Below are 16,472 nucleotides of genomic sequence, written 5' to 3'. Positions count from 1 at the left end.
CGCCGGGTGCTGCCAGGGCTAGTCAGTGTCCTGGGCTGCGGAAAGGCCATCGATGACTTGCTCGGTCAGAGCGACGAGACCGTTCACCGGGTCGCCAGCCGAATCTTCGAGCACCAGCAGCCTCGCGCCGGCGTCCTTTACCGCTGCAGTCACAGTCTCGTCGACAGCCCGCTCACTCAACACCAGGCGCACGTCATTGTCCTCGATCACCGACTTGAATGCCTCGACCGCAGGGTCGGTCGACAACTCGATCACGTCGAGGTTGAGGCTGCTCGTCAGATAGTCGAAGCCCGGCGACAGGCTGGCCACGCTGAGGTTATCCAGCTCGGCCAGACGGCTTTCACTGGTAGCGCTCAGCGTCAGCAGACGCTGCTTGATATCCGCCAGGTTGCTCGCTATCTGCGCCGCATCGTCGGGGCTCAGGCGCGCCAGGTCCGCGGCCATCACGTCGGCCATGCGGCCGAGGTTGTTGATGCTCAGCCAGGGCTGCTGTGCCAGCACATCACCACCCTCCGAGCGCAGTGCGATGCCGGGTAAGGCGCCGTCCACGGGACGCGCGGCATCCACTTCGACGATGCGGATGTTGCTGCGCCGCGCCATGGGATACAGCGGATCGTCCGGCCACAGCGAACGCAGTGCGATCACCGCATCGGCTGAGCTCGCCGCCTTTTCCAGCGCGCCGGCGCCGCGCCCGCTGAAATAGGAGATCTGGCGGCTGGCCGGCAAGTTGGCTGGGGTGGCGCGGACGACCTGAACCTCGGTGCCCTGTAGCAGCGCCGAGCCGAGGCCATGGGTCACCGGCAGGCTGGTCAGCACGCGCATCGCGTCGGCGAGCGCCAGTGGGGCAAGGAGCATGCTGCCGACAACAACAGCGAGGTTGAGCAGTTTCTTGTTCATCCGAGGTTCCCTTTGAGGCCGGGCAGCAGGCCACGGGCAATGGCGGCGCCAGCGAAGACGATGCCGGCCATGATGATGATGGAGGCACCGGACGGCACCGGCAGCTCCAGGGCGATGGGCAGGAAGATACCGACCAGCGTACAGAAGGTGGCGATTACCACCGACAGCCAGAAGAAGCCCTTCAGCGACTGGCTGAGCAGGCGCGCGGCGGCGGCCGGGATGACCAGCAACGCGCCGACCAGGATGGCGCCGATGACCTTGACCGCCGCCACGGTGACCAGCGCCACCAGCATGACGAACAGGTAATCCAAAGGCTTCACCGCCACCCCGCGTACAGCGGCCAACTGCGGGTTGAAGCTGGTCAGCATGAGGCGGTTGTACAGCGGCACGGTCAGGGCCATGACCAGCAGCGAGACCATCGACAGCACGCCAAGGTCCTGAGCGTTGACCGTGAGCACCGAGCCGAACAGCACGTTCTCCAGAATATGGATATTGATGCGCCCTGCTAGCAACAGCAGCAGGCTGGCGCCAATCGCCAACGATACCGAGAGGAACACGCCGATCAGCGTATCCGGCGACAGACCGGTGCGATTGCGCAGGTAGTTGAGTAGCAGGCCGAACAACAGGCAGTAGCCGAACAGGCTGCCGTAGGGGCCGGTGTAGGGCTCACCGAGCAGAATGCCGATGGCGACGCCTGTCAGCGCCGCGTGGCCAACGGCCTCGGAGAAGAAGGCAAAACGCTTGACCACCACCAGCGTGCCCAGGCCACCGAGCACCGGGCCGATCAGCAGCCCGGCGAACAGCGCATTGATGACGAAACCATAGGCCAGTGCCTCCGGCAGATAGCCGGCGCCGGCCCATCCCTGGATCAGCAAGCGCAGCTGTTCGAAGAAGGCGCTCATGCCACACCCTCCCCGCCAGCCTGGGGATGGCTGGAGAACAACTGCAGCAGGCGCTCCGGGTTCAGCGCACGTTGCGGCACGTCATCGAACAGCACGCGGCGGTTCAGGCCCGTGACGCGATCGGCCAGGCGCCCGACCGCACCCAGATCATGCTCGACCCAAAGCACGGTCACGCCAGCCTGGCGCCAGTCCTTCAACAATGTCTCGAACACCCGCATGCCCGGCTCGTCCAGAGCAGCCATGGGCTCGTCGAGGATCAACAACTGTGCAGCCGGCACCAACCCCTGAGCCAGAAGAACGCGTTGGCGCTCCCCTCCGGACAGCGCACCCATGCGCCGCTTGCGCTTGTCGAGCATGCCGACACGCGCCAGGGCGTCGTCGATAGCCGGGGCATGACGCCTCGACAGGCCGAGAAAAGCCGGGCGAACCTGGCACATGGCGGCCATGAAATCGTCCACCGTCATCGGCAGGCCGCGGTCGAACTCCAGCGCCTGCGGTACATAACCGATGACACCGGGCGCATCCGGCCAGCTCAGGCTCAGCTCGCCACGGTGCGGCATTTGCCCGAGCAGGGTCTTGATCAGCGAACTCTTACCACCACCGTTGGGGCCGACCAGGGCATGCACACTGCCGGCTTTCACCTGAAACGATATCCGCTCGAGGATGGGGGTACGACCAAGCTCGAGGCTGACTTCGGCAAAATCGATCGAGGGCCCGGTAATCGTCGCAGTCGGCAAGGTTTCGACCGCCGTCATGCGCCGTTCTCCTGAATCGCACGTACCACGGTATCGAGGTTGCGGGTCATCTCCTCTTCGTATTTGCCCGCGCTGTATTCGCCGTAGGAGATGTGCGTGAGCGGATACAGATGCACGCCGGATTCACGCTGAATGGTCTCGACGTAAGTGGAGGGGAAGTCCATCTCCGAGAAGATCACCTGCACGTCCAGATCCCGCAGCTGGTCGATGGTCTTCTTCAACTGGCTGGGGCTGGGTTCGATGCCATGCGCCGGCTCGACCACGGCGGTCACCTCCAGACCGAACTCACGCAGCAGATAGTCGTAGGCGCCATGAATGGTCGCCACACGCAACTCGGCACCGTGCTCCTGGCTCAGGCGTCCGAGCGCCTCGGCACGCAGCGCGCGCAGGCGCTTGCCATAGGCGCGGGCATTCTGGCGGTAAGCCTTGGCGTTATCCGGGTCGAGCTTGCCCAGCTCCCTGGCGATGGTGTTGATCTGGGCGATCGACGCACTGATCGAGAGGAAGGTGTGCGGGTTGACCACCTTGCCCGCGCCGCGTGCAGCCTGGCCGGTCGCTGCCAGCAGAGGCACGCCGGCATTGGCCTCGATCAACGGCAGCTGCGGCTTCTCGCTGGCCTCGATCATGCGCTCGGCGAAGTCGTCGTGGCCTACGCCGTTGAGCACGACCACATCCAGGTTGCCGATGCGCTTGATATCTTCGGCACGCGGTTCATAGGCATGTGGATTGAAGCCGGCGGGAATCATCGGCACCACCTCGGCCTTGTCGCCGACGATGTTGCTGACGTAGCTGTAGTAAGGGTGCAGGGTAATGCCGATGCGTAAACGCTGGCCATCGGCGGCGCTGGCCAGTGCCGGCAACAGTGCGGCACTGAGACAAACGAGGAAAGCCGTCAGCATTCGGCGGTGCAGGGTGAAACGAGCGTGAGTCGACATGGGTAAATCCGGAAATCAGTGGCGGTGTTGGCGGGTAACGCCGGCGTCGAATTCGCTGAACACCTGGCGCCAGCCAGCAGCGCTCAGCGCCTGTTCATGCAGATCATGCGGGGCGTCGTCCAGAGGCGAGCGATTGAGCCAGACGCTGGCATCCTCGCCATCGAGGCGCAGCAGGAACGAACCCGCCGTGTCCTCGGCGTTGCTGCGACCGAAATAGGCAGCGTGGGTATCGCCATGCAGCAGTTGCCAGGCGTGGGCGCCGCGGTTGACGGCGCTGGCATCGCTGATGAACGGAGGGAATCCCTCCTCGGCCAGTTGCTCTGGCGTGGGCAGGTGCTGCTCATCCTCCTGATACAGGCGAATTTCGTCGAGGGCGACCAGCAGGTCGGTGTGAATCCCCTGCTCGGCGGCGCGCAGGTCACGCCGCGCATCGAACTGGTCGGAGGTCACGGCGACGCTTTGCTGCGGCTGCGCCCGCGACATGACAATTAACCCGGCCAACAGCACGATGGCCAGCGCCAGTAGGCACACATGCAGCGTTTCATGCCCTGCGCCGGCGGGGCGTATCACCTGGACACTCATGGCGCCTCGATGTCCATATGGTCGATCTCCACGACATGGCCGGGACCGGCGTCGAACAGGACATAGAATTCACCCTCGGGGCGCTTGAAGCTCAGGCTGGAGTCGCCGTCGAGCTTGCCGGCAACGAGAATTTCCTCGTCGTAGCTGATCACGTCCAGCGTCACGCCTGGGGCACCACTGCCGTCGGAGAAACCGCCAACGCAGACGATCTCCTCATCACCCTGCGGTTCGCACTGGCAGACCGGGTTGTGCGCCAGAGCCAACGAGCAGAACACGCTGGTCGTTGCCAGCAGCAGCGAACGGTAGAGATTTTTCATGGTTTGCCTCCTCGTTGATTCAGCCAGGCCTGAGTGGCAGGCGATGCCTGCGCCAGCGGTATGGATGCCTGATGCAGGGAACCGTCCCAACCTTCCATAGTGATCCACAGTTCGGCACCGGCCCTGGTCCGCTGCGGGATGGGTAGGCTGGCGCCCATACGATACGGGCTGCCGAAGAAGATCGCGCCGGCTGCACGCAGGCTGCGGGGCTTGCCGATACGCAGGTAGGTGGCCTTGACCTGATCGATGCACGTCGCGCACAACGCGGCATTGAAACTCTTCATGTAACCAGCCGGCCCTTCGAGCCTCGGACCTTCTTCGCGCAGTTCGGCCAGGCGCAGGCTCCACGGGCCGACCTGCACCTCGCCGATCTCACGCTCGCCCAGGCCACTCTCGCCTCGGAACAGGGAAACGTCTTTGAAATACTTGGGCATGAACGCCAGCGGGATGATCACCAGCAGGATATTCACGTGGAAACGCCACTTGTGCCACAGGCGTCCCAGGGGGGTGGATGGCATTGCTACAGCCTTGCTCATGACTGGCCCTCCGAGGCTTCGCCGATAACAATGGGCGCCGTGCGCTGACGTTCGGCGCGCGGTTTGCGCTTGGCCAGCGCGGCGGTAGCCTGGACGGTACGCTTGCTCCAGATCAACAGGCCGCTGAGCACCATCATGCTCAGCAACAGCCCGAACAAGAACCACACCAACTTGAGCCAGAGGCCGCCGAAATCACCGGTGTGCAAAGGACGCATCGACTCGGTGACGAACTCCAGGGCTGAACGGTCCGACAGCAGGCGGGTCTGGTCGACGTTGCCGGTATAGGGATTGACCGCAGCCGACTGGAACATCAATGGATACCAGCCACGGCCACCGACGAAAATATGGCTGTAGGCATTGCCCGGCAGGCTGACGAAACTCGCCTCCAGGCCGGGAATGCGCTGTGCAGCAGTATCGACGGCACGATCGATATCGATGCGCGACACGCTGCCGCCAGGCTCGACCACTGGCACTTCCTCACGCGCCACCACCGGCGGTATGCCTTCGGTGGAAATGGAAATGTGGTTATCGAACAGCAGCGCCTGGATCAGAAACCACACGCCGGTGATGGAGATGACGGCGATGAACCAGATCGACCAGATGCCGGACAGGCGATGAAAATCCCCCCAGAAGATGCGTGCGCCCTGGTTGAAACGCAGCGTTGGCTTGAAGAAACCCTTCCAGAATTTCTTGTAGACCACCAGCCCGGTCACCAGGGACGCCAGCATCGGCAGGCCCATCAGCGACACCAGATACCAGCCCCAACTAAAACCATTGGTAAAGGGCACCAGCCACCAGCCATGCAGGGCACGGGTGAACTGGCGGAAGTCGAACTGCGGGCTGATGCCCTGGATAGCTCCCGTATAGGGATTGACGTAGAGCGTGGGTGACGTGCCATCCGGATAGCTGACCCGCGCAGTGAGGGCAAAGTGATCCTCCTGCGGGCGACTGATCGACTGCACGAAAAGTTGCGGTTCGGCACGGCTGATGGCCTGCAGCACCTGGCCGTAGCTCAGACGCTCGGCATCATCCGCCGGCTTACTGGCGCGTACATCCGGGTTTGCCAGCCAGACGATCTCCTGACTGACCGTGGCCAGGGTGCCAGTGACGCAAATGATCAGCAGGAAAAACCAGACCGGCAGCGCCAGCCAGCTATGGACAAGAAACCAGATTCTGGAACGGGACTTCTTTGACATCGGTAAACCAAGAGTGAAGCCATGCTGTTGATGGCAGGTTTCATGAAGGGAAACGCGTATTTATAACTGTATGACGAATGAGATGGGAAAAACCTGCAGGTGCAGATGAAAAAAATTTCTATTCCTATCTTACCCATGTCGATTGGTAGCTCCTTCGCCACAATGAACGGCACGAGATCTTTCTTGATAGAATTATTGCCCATTCGCTCACTCGTACAGCCCACCCGCCTCGTCGCACAAGGCGCACGCGCGCGAATTCCAGCTTTCAACAGCACTTGATCGAAGATGCCTCAAGAATCGAACCTGAACCCCGTCACGCGTCCCGCACTGTCCCGCCGCTTCTCCGTGGCGCCAATGATGGATTGGAAGTGCTTTTATATTTTTCTATTTAAATTCAAACAGATAGATAAAGGCGCAAACTAAATTTAGCAACTCCTTAGCATCAGCGGTTTATCGCTCAACAACCTGTCTTCGCGTTCAGCGTACCTACGCCCTGGGCTAGACCCGCTTGTGAATACTCGGTTACCCGATGCCTGAATCGCCAGCCATGCCAGCGAGAGATGACGAAGAACGATCAGCGCGACCATGCCGACGTGGTCTGGTCGGAAGCGCTACCGATCCGAATATCGCAGAGAGCGCCGGTGGTTTTACACCGGCTTTGCATAGGTCAGAAACGAAAACAGCCAGTGCATTGGAGTTTTTTTGTCGAGACGGAGTGATTCGAACACTTGCCCCTTGCACCCCATGCCGGAGGTCGACATCATAAAACATTGATTTTAATAGGATAATTTTGAGCGCTCGCTGCAGCCACTGCTCTACGATATCCGACGGTTTTCAACGACTCCCCGCAAAAGTCCCTGAGCAAATCGGCACCGCCTCAAAGCCCACCGGCGCTAATTTCTGTCCAACAATGGCGCTCCCACCTAGCCGCGACTTACTCAACAAAGCTTCGAAAGCTCGCACGATAATCAGTCGGCTTAAGGTGAACGTGCCGATCTAGATCCCCGTTCAGAATGAACAGACGCGGCCCGTCCCTGAACTGAAACACACGGTACAGGTGGAACTGTTCGCAGACCTCCCTGGAGAACTCCAGCTCGTTGTGGCTAACAAGAAATGATGATCCCAAGCCGCCGTTGGTGGTTTTCACTTCAATGAAGCGATGACGCGCGTCGTCTTCAAACGACAGGATATCGAACCCTGCTCCGTCCCCCTGGGAATCCGACACCCAGTCCAATCGCTGGAATAGCTCAGGGTGCCCTGACTCGGTCAGGCGCTGTTGTTCGAACTCAATGACCCATTGCTCACCTGCCCTACCCAGCTTCCGATTGGCCTCATCACGCGCGGCGTAATCAAGTTTACGGGGCATCCGGTTTGGCACCTGGCTCGGAGCGCGAACAAGTGCCTCGCGCTTCGGAGCCTCGACAAGGGCTGCGAGGTAGGTTCTTTCACCGGGGAGCTTCACCTCCTCCAATGCATCAACGATGGTAGCGACCGCCTGCTGATTTTTGAGGACGTAGGCCTGCACGGACTTGCGCAGCAGAAGCTGGCTATTACCGCGGGGCTTGTATCCGTTGATGTATGGCAGCCCCAGAGCGTCAAGAACGGCGCTGATGTTTTGATGTTTTAGCTCGACAGAGGACTTGCTGCGGCCATTGAGCAGCCGCCGCAAGGCTTGGTTGTGCTCAGACTTGTTGTAGCTCTGCCCCTCTGCTTCTGCGCGCAGCATTTCAAAGTAGTCCCGCACAGTGGCTTCGACTTCGGCTTCAGACCAATCCTCGCCGATCCGGATGATGGTGAAACCAAGGTTGGAAAGCAGCGGAACAACAGTCGCTTCACCACCGGAAAAACTGTCAGCAGTCAGAGGGCCCTTCTCGGGAAACTGTTTACCGTAGGAGACACCGGCAATGGCTTTGGAATCGCAGTCGACACCAGTTTTCGGATCGCGCACCAGAAAATCTCTGGACTTACCAAAACCGTAGCGTTCAAGGAATTTTGTGCGGCCCAACTGAACAAATTCGTCGATAGCAGCCTGCACAGCTGACGGGCTTCGAAGCAGAGAAAGCTGTGACATAACCAGCAAGTCCTTATGTGGCAGAGGTAAGCTCCTCAAGGAGCTTGTCGCATTCAGAATGAGGGGGAAACCGAGCTCGGCCGTGAGGCTGCAGACTGCACGCGGTCACCTAACGTTAGCTAGTTGTTCTTTTAAACAAACCGAGCCCCAATCAGAGCCCCATCGATTGAATCATCTCACTTTCACTAACCACCTCTGGTGTCACTACCGCGTCTTTAAGCATCAGCTTTCCGCGCAATAAGCGGTCAAGGTGTACATCGAAGGAATCAAACTGGGGGTGAGTGACGGCAGGCAGATGGATGAACACTGGCTTGGTTTGGCCGATCCGGTAAACCCGGTCAGACGCTTGCGCTTCTTTAGCCGGGTTCCAATGACGCTCCAAATGCACCACATGGTTGGCTCCAATCACCGTCAAACCGACACCAGCGGCTACTGGCGACATGATCAGGATGTTGAAGCCTCTTTTAGCTTCAAACTCGGCAATTAGCTTCTTGCGCGTCATATCCTCGGCGCGACTCGCCACAGCCTGGGTGTCACCATTGATCACCGCCACATTCAGGTCATAGATCTGATCCAGCCAGAGCTTGAGGACGCGTTGCAGGCGCTTGGTCATCATGAACAGGATGACCTTTTCACCCTTGCTACGGATCTCATCGAGTAACTGCAGCAGCACCGCCAGCTTGCCGGACTCCATCATCAGTTGTCGCGCCTGCTTGCCATCCTCGCAGTACAGCGCCGACTCATTCTCCAGCCGTGGGTGCAGGGAAATGGAGCGAAGCTGAGTCAAAGCCGCCAGTGCGGTACCACGCATATCCTCAGCGCTTGCACGTCGAGCCCGATAGCTGTAGAGGACTTCGTCGTAGGCCTGCAACTGGATGCCTTTCATCACCACACCCAACTGCGCCGCATGCCGTTGCAGGCCATGATCGGCTTGCTCGACACCACTGAGAATAGTCTTGGCTGGCAGGCCTTTGAGCTGATCTTCTTTAACCCGCCGCAACATGAATATGCCTACGGCACGCCGCAGCTGCTCGCCCAAACGCGCCCGTACCTCATCACGCTCTTCATCGCTTGCAGCCAGAATTGGCTTTATCCAAGTATCGCGGAAGCTTTCCCAGCCCCCAAGTAAGCCAGGCTGCACCGTATGCATCAGGCACCAGAAATCGCCCAGGCTATTTTCCACCGGCGTGCCAGTCGCCAACAGTTTGAAATCCGCCTTGAGCCCTTTAGCGGCAATAGTCTGCAGCGCATTGGGGTTCTTGATGTTCTGCGCCTCGTCGAAGATGACCATGCCCCAGTCGATTCGGCACAGGGAGAACTGATAATCACGCAGGGTCTGATAGGTCGTGAGCACTAAGCGACGGTCCATATCCAGACGATGGACGCCTGCTTCCGGCCCCACATACAGTGCATAGCGAATGCTCTGCTCATCCAGCATGCCGCTGCTGTCATCAATCATCGACGCCAACTGCACCGATTCACGCTCAGCACCTTTGACGCGATAGTCACGCAGACTACGCCCCGACTGCAGCACCACCACATCGCGGAACGGAATGCTGGCGAAGGTCTTACCGACTTCATCCTCCCAGTTTTCCAGCAGACTCAGTGGCGCCACCACCAGAACCGGCTTCTGCGGCTTGTCAGCCGCGCGCTGACTGGCCAGATACTCGCCGACTGCGACCAGCGACATGTATGTCTTGCCGAGGCCCATATCATCTGCAAGCAGACCACCCTGCAGGCGATAGAGATCATCAGTTTCATCCTGCAACGCTGCGCCCATCAGCTTCAGCATCCACTCGATCCCCTCACGCTGATGAGGGAACGGCTCCCGGGCATAGGCCGACCAATCTGGCACCACCAGCGGCTTCGCAGCAGCAGCCTTACACAACAGTGCAGAATTGATCTCGTCGACATCCTTGAGAATGACCCCGACTTTCTCCTTGTCCTCCCCAGGGAGAACACCCTCCTCGCTGTGCGGCTCGCTATCGCTCACATGAGCCATGTTCTGGCGAGCCCTGGCCAGCTCTTGCTGAACAGTCGGCGCGTCAGAGATATCGATCACCTCGCCAGCAAACGACAGACTCGTCGCGCCCTGTTCATTAGCCGCCTGCAATACCTCCTCGAAGCGCTGCAAGTCCTCGGGGGATTGAATCAGCTTGCTCAGGATCGCTGCAGGTGCCGGGCGCTTATCCAGCGCAAACCAGTCATTCTTGGTTGCATCCAGCACACCGAAATCCATGTGCTGAAGCTTGCCAATACCCGCAACCCGGGTAGAGAAGCCCACCTCAAGATTGACCAGCGCAGCATCGAGAAACGCCGTTGGCGTGGCTATAAACTCGTTGACCTGATCAGCCGGGATACGTTTGTTAGCCAGCACATTGCGGATGCCATCCATCCGCGCCCGATCCAGCAGCAGTACGCGATTATCGATGCGCAGCACACCACCATCGGCAGTCATATCCAACTGCGACCAGCGTTTTTCCAGCTGGTCAGCACTGGAACCATCCCCCAGGCTCGGGCAGAGTTGGAGGCTGCCGTCTGGTAAACGCGTAGCGATAACTCCGATGTTCTGAGGCACCACCACATCCAGCCGCTCAAAATGGCTAAGATCAATACGCATCCCGCTGCGCGCGGCGGTCTGCAGCTCGGCCATCAGGCGCAGATTAGCCGCCTCTCCTCGCTGTTCTGGACCTAAAGACTCATGCCGCTCCCAAGCCCGCAACCCCATCACTTCAGCCGGCGTCAGCCAATAGCACTCGCTGCTGGTTAGATACAGATAGGGGCCTTTGCGACTGAAGCTGGCAGGGCCGTCCGGCATTTCCAGCATGATCGCCACACGAAAACCACTGTTGCCTGTGCGCCCACTGATTGAGGTTAGAAAGTGCCCTGGCAAGCGCCTCGGCAAACGCAAGATTTCCGCCTGCTCAAGATCCATCCCCGCAATATCTTCGGCACCGATGTGAAAGCCGTTGGCTGTCGTTTCAGCAATGCCCTGCTCAGCCAGCATGTTGAACACGATCAACTGAACCTTCGCCAGCGCACTTCCCTGCCCTGCTTGCAACGCCTTGAAAGCCGGAACAGACATATAGAAATTCAAACCGTTGGAATCAGGCTGAGACTGAAAACCTTGCTGGGTACTGAGCGCTCCGTCCCGCTCACCAATCAGCGAGCGGAAAATATCCATCAATCCCATTATTCAGCCCTGTCCTGTTTATCCAACGCTTCAAGTGAGAGGCGAGTCGTTTCATTAACGGACCAGCCGAACTGCTTGTCCTGCACACACATGCCCTTCAACGAACCGTAAAGCACCTGATTAATCACCCGCGCCTCGACGCCGAAAACGTTCGCTGCGTGGCGCACCTTGTCGCCTGGGTTATTTTTGAAGTACCACAGCACCTGCAAGTCAAACGTCCCCAAATGCTGCAAAGTAGCCATTAAAGGTTGCTGGTCTGCATCAGAGGTGTTGGGTGCAGGATCTAAATCCGCTTTACGCAACAATGCCTCTCCCTTGCTGGATAAGGACCATTGGAAGACTTCGTTCTGTTGGACGTAGCTTGAAATACTGCCTCGAAGAGCGTCCTGGATCTCGTAAAAGAGTGCTTCATCGCCTTCTAGGGCTCGACGAATATCTCCCATCAAGCTTTCCGGGTGCTTGGACAGGTAGGCCAGAATCGATAATTGCGTGTCGGTCAGTTCGGTGCCGGAGGCTCTTGGAGCTTCTGAGGCAAAAGCATCCACAGCAGGAGGACGCGGTTCAGCCATACGATGCGCGGCCACAAAGCCGGTCGCTCCAACCTGAGAAACTGGGGCCGAATCAGACTTCGCGCTTTGCTGAACCAGTGGCTCAACGCGCGCTTTCTTGCCCCTCACGACGGGTAGGCCGTATTTGCTCAAATATGCCTTGTACTCCGACCGGCTAAGCAATTTTTCGATATCCAGCGCAATACCGTTGTCCGCCAGGAAATCGAACACCTTACGCTGCCAGGAACCGTTATGGGTCACTGCCTCGTAGGGAAGGCTTGGGTAGGCTGCCTTGTATTGATTAGGCAACGAAGTTGTCAGATCGAAGTGCGAGAACTGATTTCGCTCATACGACTTGACCCAATGCCCTGGCTGGCCGAGGTAAACCCATATTTTAAAACTATGGGAGCCCTCGACCAGATGGAAGTCGCCACAATCGAGATAGATCACCGCCTTGTCACTCATGGCTGAATCCATGCCCGCGAAGCTGGTTTTTACCTCACTTCCGAGAATACGCTTCACCGACTGCTTGGCATTGCGGCCAAGCATCAACCTCGTATGTCGGATCAAGCCGAGCGCGAACAATCCCTCCAAGAACAGTTTGCGCGCCGGGAACATACGCTTGAGATCTTCCTTTCCCGACTCCAAGCCATATTGCTCAACCGCCTGCAGGAACAACCGAAGGTCTTCCTTAGACAACCAACCACGCACCTTCTGAATACGCGCCTCACCAAGTGGTTGCCACCACTCACGGTAGTTGGCTGCGGTACTTGCGATCCGCGGATCCCCCGCCAGATTGAGAATAAAGTTCTGCCAGACCTCCCCCGGTTCCTGACCGGCGCGATCGATCAGAATCTCCAGCGCAACATGGCCGATACGACGCTCGCCCTCGTACGGAGCCTTGGACACAGCGGGCTTCTGCAGCTCATCCAGCACGGGGTCGTATTCACCGGGCGAGAGCCCTCGTAGGGTTTCCAGGTAGAAGTGGGCCCGGCAGATATCGCCATAACGCCCGTCATCAAAGCCCTGCAATCCCATGACCTCAAAGGTCTCGCCCAGCTCATGGCCACTGTCGCGCACCCGCTCAACCAGTTGGACTGGCCCGTCAGGCGGCAATAACCAATGACCATCACGCTTGAGGGTTACCAGCGGATCAGCCTGCGGTCCACTTACTCTGGGCTCGGGCTGCAAATGCAGTTGCTGGAGCAAAATCTGCTCAAGCTGCTTACGCAGCCCATCGTGCTCATCCAGCTTGTCGAAACGACGAAAGTAAAACTGAGCCAACTGCTGCAAGGTGATACGTGTCAGCCTCGGCTGCTGAGCATCGACCAGCACCGAAAGCAGACGCGAACTAAGCAAACGCCTACCCATGGTCTCGTCGTTGAGCCACAACCAGGTCAACGCACGCGCAGTAAGACGACGTTTTAGCAGCTCAGGCAGGCCGTCAAAACGCCCTGTACTCGCCATGTCGCGCAATCGCGCCAACATGGCCTCAAAGGCGTCGCTCTTGCCATTTGCGGCCTTCATTCGGGCGACCTTTTCGACCAGCACCGTCCATCGCTCCCGCACCACGGGCGCCCACTCAGCGACCGGCATGTGAACAGGAGGCAGCTTCACGGCTTGACCTCCTCCAGACGCTCACGCACCTGCTCGTACTGAGCACTGTCGGGACGACGAATGGTGAAGCGGATGTCGATGCGTCGATTGCGCTTGAAGTCATCCTCAGTCTGCTGATCAACCAAAACGGGACGGGTTTCGCCATAACCGCTGACCGAGAACAGGGGCTTGCCATCCTTGTTCTTCAGCCGCGCCAATTGCTCTTCGGCGGACAGCGCGCTCCCCCAGAACTGCCAGAGAGAAATGGCACGAAAGGTCGATAGTCCCCAGTTGCCTTTGCCCATAAAGCCCTGGAGCGGACGATTGTCCGTATGCCCCTCGATGAAGATCGTATCGAGGAACTCGACTCGATCCTCTCGCGAGATCACCTCATTGATGACCTTGCCGATCTCCAGAGCGCGCGCCTGATAGGCGGCATGAATGTCATAGGCACCGGTGTCGAAACCCAGCAGATCATTGGGAATACTCAGAACCGTATGGTTCTCGCTCACCTCGACCTTGATGCCGCGCTCGCGCAGAGCCTCTACGGCCTCATCAAGAATGGTGAGGCGCACCTGCTCTGCTTTTTTCAGCTCGACCAGTTCCTGCTCGAACTGCACCTGGCGCTCTTTCAGCTCCTTCTGAATTTCCATCAACTGCAGGATCAGAATTACAGAGGCCAGAATGAAGATCACCAGCAACGCCGACATGATGTCCGAGAAGGACATCCAATAAGGGTTCTCTTCGTCGACGCTCACTTCCTTGGATTTACCCAGGCGCATCAGCGTGCCTCCAGCTCATCCAGAATGCTGCTCATGGCTTGCACCGTTCGATGCATCTGGTCGGCGTAGCTGAGCGATACCTCGTTCCACTTGTTCATGCGGTCATCGATTTGCGTCCGGACTTCACCGGCATAGCTGCGCAGCCATTCCTCGGCTTGCTTCTCTACTGCCTCGACCTGCTCACGCAACTTTTCACCCAGCGCGGTGAATTCGTGGCGCACACCTGAGAGAAACTCCTGCTGAGCGGATTTCATCTCGCCAAAACCGTTGCGCGCTTCACCGGCCGCTTGCTCGAAGCGTTGCGCCCCCTCCAGCAACGTGGCCTGCAGCTGCGCCAGGGTAGCGGCCTGGCTTTGCAACTGCGCCGCGAGCTCGGCGTTCTGCTGGCCAGCTTTCTCGACACCATGAGTAACGGCCTCCAGTCGCTGCCCCAAGGTATCGGCGGCCTGGCGCAGGTTGGCCGAGAGCAGCCCCAGCTGATTCGCGCTGCTGTCCAGATGTTTGCTGCTCTGCGCAGTTGCGTCCGAGACCTGCTTGAGCTGGCCCAGCAATTGCTGATGCTGCTCAGCCATCAGGCGGCTCTGCTGCTGGGTCGCCTGCACCGCAGTGGCCAGGCTGGTGAGCAATTCCTGCTGGTGCGTCGACACCTGGTCGAGCTGCTCCTGAAAGCGCTGCTGGCGTGCCTGCTCACGCTGCTCTGCCGCCCCCATTTGCGAATCGAGCTGGGTGTTGAGGTTCATCATCAAACGAGAGAAAACCTTCTCCAGATTGTTGTGGCGCTCGTTACCCGCCTCGGCCATCGCCTGCATCTGCTCACGGGTTGAGTTGGAAAACTGCTCCAGCATCGCCGTCTGGCTGCTGCTGGCCTGGCCAAGCACACGCTCGAACAGCGCCTGACGCTCCTCATCGCGCTGCTGGGCGGTACCCAACTGGGTCTGCAACTGGTTCGTCAGCCCCGACATCAACTCAGCAAAGCGTTGCTCCATCTGTGCCTGGCGCTCTTCGGCAGAACCACTGATGCGCTGCAACTGCGTCTCGAAGGCCGCACTCTGTTGCTGAGCCACTTCCATCTGTCGCCCCTGCTGTTCATTCAGGCTGCTGAACAATTGGTTCAGGCGCTCACTCATGCCACTGACTGCAGCGTTCACGTCAGCCGCCGCCTGCTGCATCTGCAAGCCCTGCTCACGGCCCACAGAGGTCATGCCGTCCATGAAATTACCTACCAGCTTTTCCAGCATCTGCGTGGACTGCTGGCTGGTGGTGCTGACCAGAGTCTGGATGGCTGGCGCCATGATGTTGTTCAGGGCATCGGTCAGCGCCGTCTGCATCGCTTCGCTCATGCCATTGAGCGTTTCCTGCAGACGATCGCCAATACGCTCGTGCAGCTCCTGCAGCGCTTCCTTGCTCTCCTTGCCATACTCGGCGATAAGCACCAGCGATTGCTCTGCGGGGGTGCGCGTATAGAGGGAGTCGATATCGTGCTGCAGCTTCTGAATAGCATTCAGCGCGTTGCGCTCGAACATCTTTTCTAGGAAGTTCAGCAACAAGCTGAAGAACACACCCCATACCGACGTCATGAAGGCTACGGCAGCACCGGAAATCAGCTTGTTGATGCCGCCCTTGAGCGACTCGATCTCATCCGAGGTGCCCACCAATCCTTCCAGGCCCACCGTCAGGCCCACGAATGTACCGAGCACACCAATAGCCACCAGGAAGCTCGGTGCAGCTGCCAGCAAGCGGCTGGCTGTCAGGCCTGGAGCCAAGGTTCTGGCATTGAAGAAATGCTCGGCATCCAGCGTATTGAACAGATGCTTCTGATCGGACGACAGCACCAGGCTTTCGTCAAACTCGCGCCACAGCATGCCGACATTGGGCGCATCCAAACCCTGTGCCTTTTGCATGGTTTCGCGTCGGCTAAGCGCCAGGGTTTCCTTGCTTTGCCCTTCAAGCAAAGAACGCAGGGCACGCAGCCGGGTACGAAAACGGCGGAAGTGCACAAACAGAAAGTAAAGCGACAAGCCGAAAATCAGTGCCGTCGCAGACCAAAACCAGGCACTGATGCCATTGGGATTGGCACTGAACATGTGGGCGAAGTCGGGGATCAGGTGTTTCAGCAGATCCATCATGGCAAAGCTTCCAATCACTGCATCGGTTACGGGATA

The 16,472-nt window shown here is 59.0% G+C and carries 13 protein-coding genes; all 13 read right to left on the bottom strand.

Features of this window, described 5'->3' with window-relative positions; all coding sequences use genetic code 11:
- Positions 1-18 precede the first annotated feature (18 nt).
- Complete coding sequence (locus tag P3C50_RS22320) at positions 19-897, bottom strand: metal ABC transporter solute-binding protein, Zn/Mn family (protein ID WP_275547637.1); 879 nt, start codon at positions 895-897, stop codon at positions 19-21.
- Positions 894-1,799 (bottom strand): metal ABC transporter permease, encoded by a 906-nt coding sequence (locus tag P3C50_RS22315; protein ID WP_275547636.1) that lies wholly within the window; start codon positions 1,797-1,799, stop codon positions 894-896. The genes P3C50_RS22320 and P3C50_RS22315 overlap by 4 nt, the downstream gene beginning before the upstream one ends.
- Positions 1,796-2,554, bottom strand: a complete 759-nt coding sequence (locus P3C50_RS22310; RefSeq protein WP_275547635.1) for a metal ABC transporter ATP-binding protein — start codon at positions 2,552-2,554, stop codon at positions 1,796-1,798. Before P3C50_RS22310 ends, P3C50_RS22315 begins: the two co-directional genes overlap by 4 nt.
- Positions 2,551-3,489 (bottom strand): metal ABC transporter substrate-binding protein, encoded by a 939-nt coding sequence (locus tag P3C50_RS22305; RefSeq protein ID WP_275547634.1) that lies wholly within the window; start codon positions 3,487-3,489, stop codon positions 2,551-2,553. The genes P3C50_RS22310 and P3C50_RS22305 overlap by 4 nt, the downstream gene beginning before the upstream one ends.
- A gap of 15 nt (positions 3,490-3,504) precedes the next feature.
- Positions 3,505-4,071 (bottom strand): DUF6162 family protein, encoded by a 567-nt coding sequence (locus tag P3C50_RS22300; RefSeq protein ID WP_275547633.1) that lies wholly within the window; start codon positions 4,069-4,071, stop codon positions 3,505-3,507.
- The gene (locus P3C50_RS22295) at positions 4,068-4,388 is read right to left on the bottom strand and encodes a hypothetical protein (protein WP_197859345.1); all 321 of its coding nucleotides are present in this window, start codon (positions 4,386-4,388) and stop codon (positions 4,068-4,070) included. The genes P3C50_RS22300 and P3C50_RS22295 overlap by 4 nt, the downstream gene beginning before the upstream one ends.
- Positions 4,385-4,924 (bottom strand): thiamine pyrophosphate-binding protein, encoded by a 540-nt coding sequence (locus tag P3C50_RS22290; protein ID WP_275547632.1) that lies wholly within the window; start codon positions 4,922-4,924, stop codon positions 4,385-4,387. Before P3C50_RS22290 ends, P3C50_RS22295 begins: the two co-directional genes overlap by 4 nt.
- The gene (locus tag P3C50_RS22285; RefSeq protein WP_275547631.1) at positions 4,921-6,120 is read right to left on the bottom strand and encodes a PepSY-associated TM helix domain-containing protein; all 1,200 of its coding nucleotides are present in this window, start codon (positions 6,118-6,120) and stop codon (positions 4,921-4,923) included. The genes P3C50_RS22290 and P3C50_RS22285 overlap by 4 nt, the downstream gene beginning before the upstream one ends.
- Before the next feature lie 934 nt (positions 6,121-7,054).
- Positions 7,055-8,191 (bottom strand): DUF3883 domain-containing protein, encoded by a 1,137-nt coding sequence (locus tag P3C50_RS22280; RefSeq protein ID WP_003116683.1) that lies wholly within the window; start codon positions 8,189-8,191, stop codon positions 7,055-7,057.
- A gap of 151 nt (positions 8,192-8,342) precedes the next feature.
- Entirely contained in the window at positions 8,343-11,384 is a 3,042-nt protein-coding gene (locus tag P3C50_RS22275) for a DEAD/DEAH box helicase (RefSeq protein WP_275547630.1), read from the bottom strand.
- Complete coding sequence (locus P3C50_RS22270) at positions 11,384-13,549, bottom strand: EH signature domain-containing protein (protein WP_275547629.1); 2,166 nt, start codon at positions 13,547-13,549, stop codon at positions 11,384-11,386. The genes P3C50_RS22275 and P3C50_RS22270 overlap by 1 nt, the downstream gene beginning before the upstream one ends.
- Positions 13,546-14,310 (bottom strand): OmpA family protein, encoded by a 765-nt coding sequence (locus P3C50_RS22265; protein ID WP_275547628.1) that lies wholly within the window; start codon positions 14,308-14,310, stop codon positions 13,546-13,548. The genes P3C50_RS22270 and P3C50_RS22265 overlap by 4 nt, the downstream gene beginning before the upstream one ends.
- On the bottom strand, positions 14,310-16,436 hold the full coding sequence (zorA, locus tag P3C50_RS22260; protein ID WP_275547627.1) for an anti-phage ZorAB system protein ZorA: 2,127 nt from the start codon (positions 16,434-16,436) through the stop codon (positions 14,310-14,312). Before zorA ends, P3C50_RS22265 begins: the two co-directional genes overlap by 1 nt.
- Positions 16,437-16,472: the final 36 nt, after the last annotated feature.

This window comes from Pseudomonas sp. Marseille-Q0931, from assembly GCF_940789645.1.
GTDB lineage: Bacteria > Pseudomonadota > Gammaproteobacteria > Pseudomonadales > Pseudomonadaceae > Aquipseudomonas.
This window is presented reverse-complemented; position numbering and strand designations above follow the sequence as displayed.

Coding starts and splice junctions, on each gene's coding strand:
- P3C50_RS22320 (WP_275547637.1), bottom strand. CDS start 897: ATGAACAAGAAACTGCTCAACCTCGCTGTTGTTGTCGGCAGCATGCTC.
- P3C50_RS22315 (WP_275547636.1), bottom strand. CDS start 1,799: ATGAGCGCCTTCTTCGAACAGCTGCGCTTGCTGATCCAGGGATGGGCC.
- P3C50_RS22310 (WP_275547635.1), bottom strand. CDS start 2,554: ATGACGGCGGTCGAAACCTTGCCGACTGCGACGATTACCGGGCCCTCG.
- P3C50_RS22305 (WP_275547634.1), bottom strand. CDS start 3,489: ATGTCGACTCACGCTCGTTTCACCCTGCACCGCCGAATGCTGACGGCT.
- P3C50_RS22300 (WP_275547633.1), bottom strand. CDS start 4,071: ATGAGTGTCCAGGTGATACGCCCCGCCGGCGCAGGGCATGAAACGCTG.
- P3C50_RS22295 (WP_197859345.1), bottom strand. CDS start 4,388: ATGAAAAATCTCTACCGTTCGCTGCTGCTGGCAACGACCAGCGTGTTC.
- P3C50_RS22290 (WP_275547632.1), bottom strand. CDS start 4,924: ATGAGCAAGGCTGTAGCAATGCCATCCACCCCCCTGGGACGCCTGTGG.
- P3C50_RS22285 (WP_275547631.1), bottom strand. CDS start 6,120: ATGTCAAAGAAGTCCCGTTCCAGAATCTGGTTTCTTGTCCATAGCTGG.
- P3C50_RS22280 (WP_003116683.1), bottom strand. CDS start 8,191: ATGTCACAGCTTTCTCTGCTTCGAAGCCCGTCAGCTGTGCAGGCTGCT.
- P3C50_RS22275 (WP_275547630.1), bottom strand. CDS start 11,384: ATGGGATTGATGGATATTTTCCGCTCGCTGATTGGTGAGCGGGACGGA.
- P3C50_RS22265 (WP_275547628.1), bottom strand. CDS start 14,310: ATGCGCCTGGGTAAATCCAAGGAAGTGAGCGTCGACGAAGAGAACCCT.
- zorA (WP_275547627.1), bottom strand. CDS start 16,436: ATGATGGATCTGCTGAAACACCTGATCCCCGACTTCGCCCACATGTTC.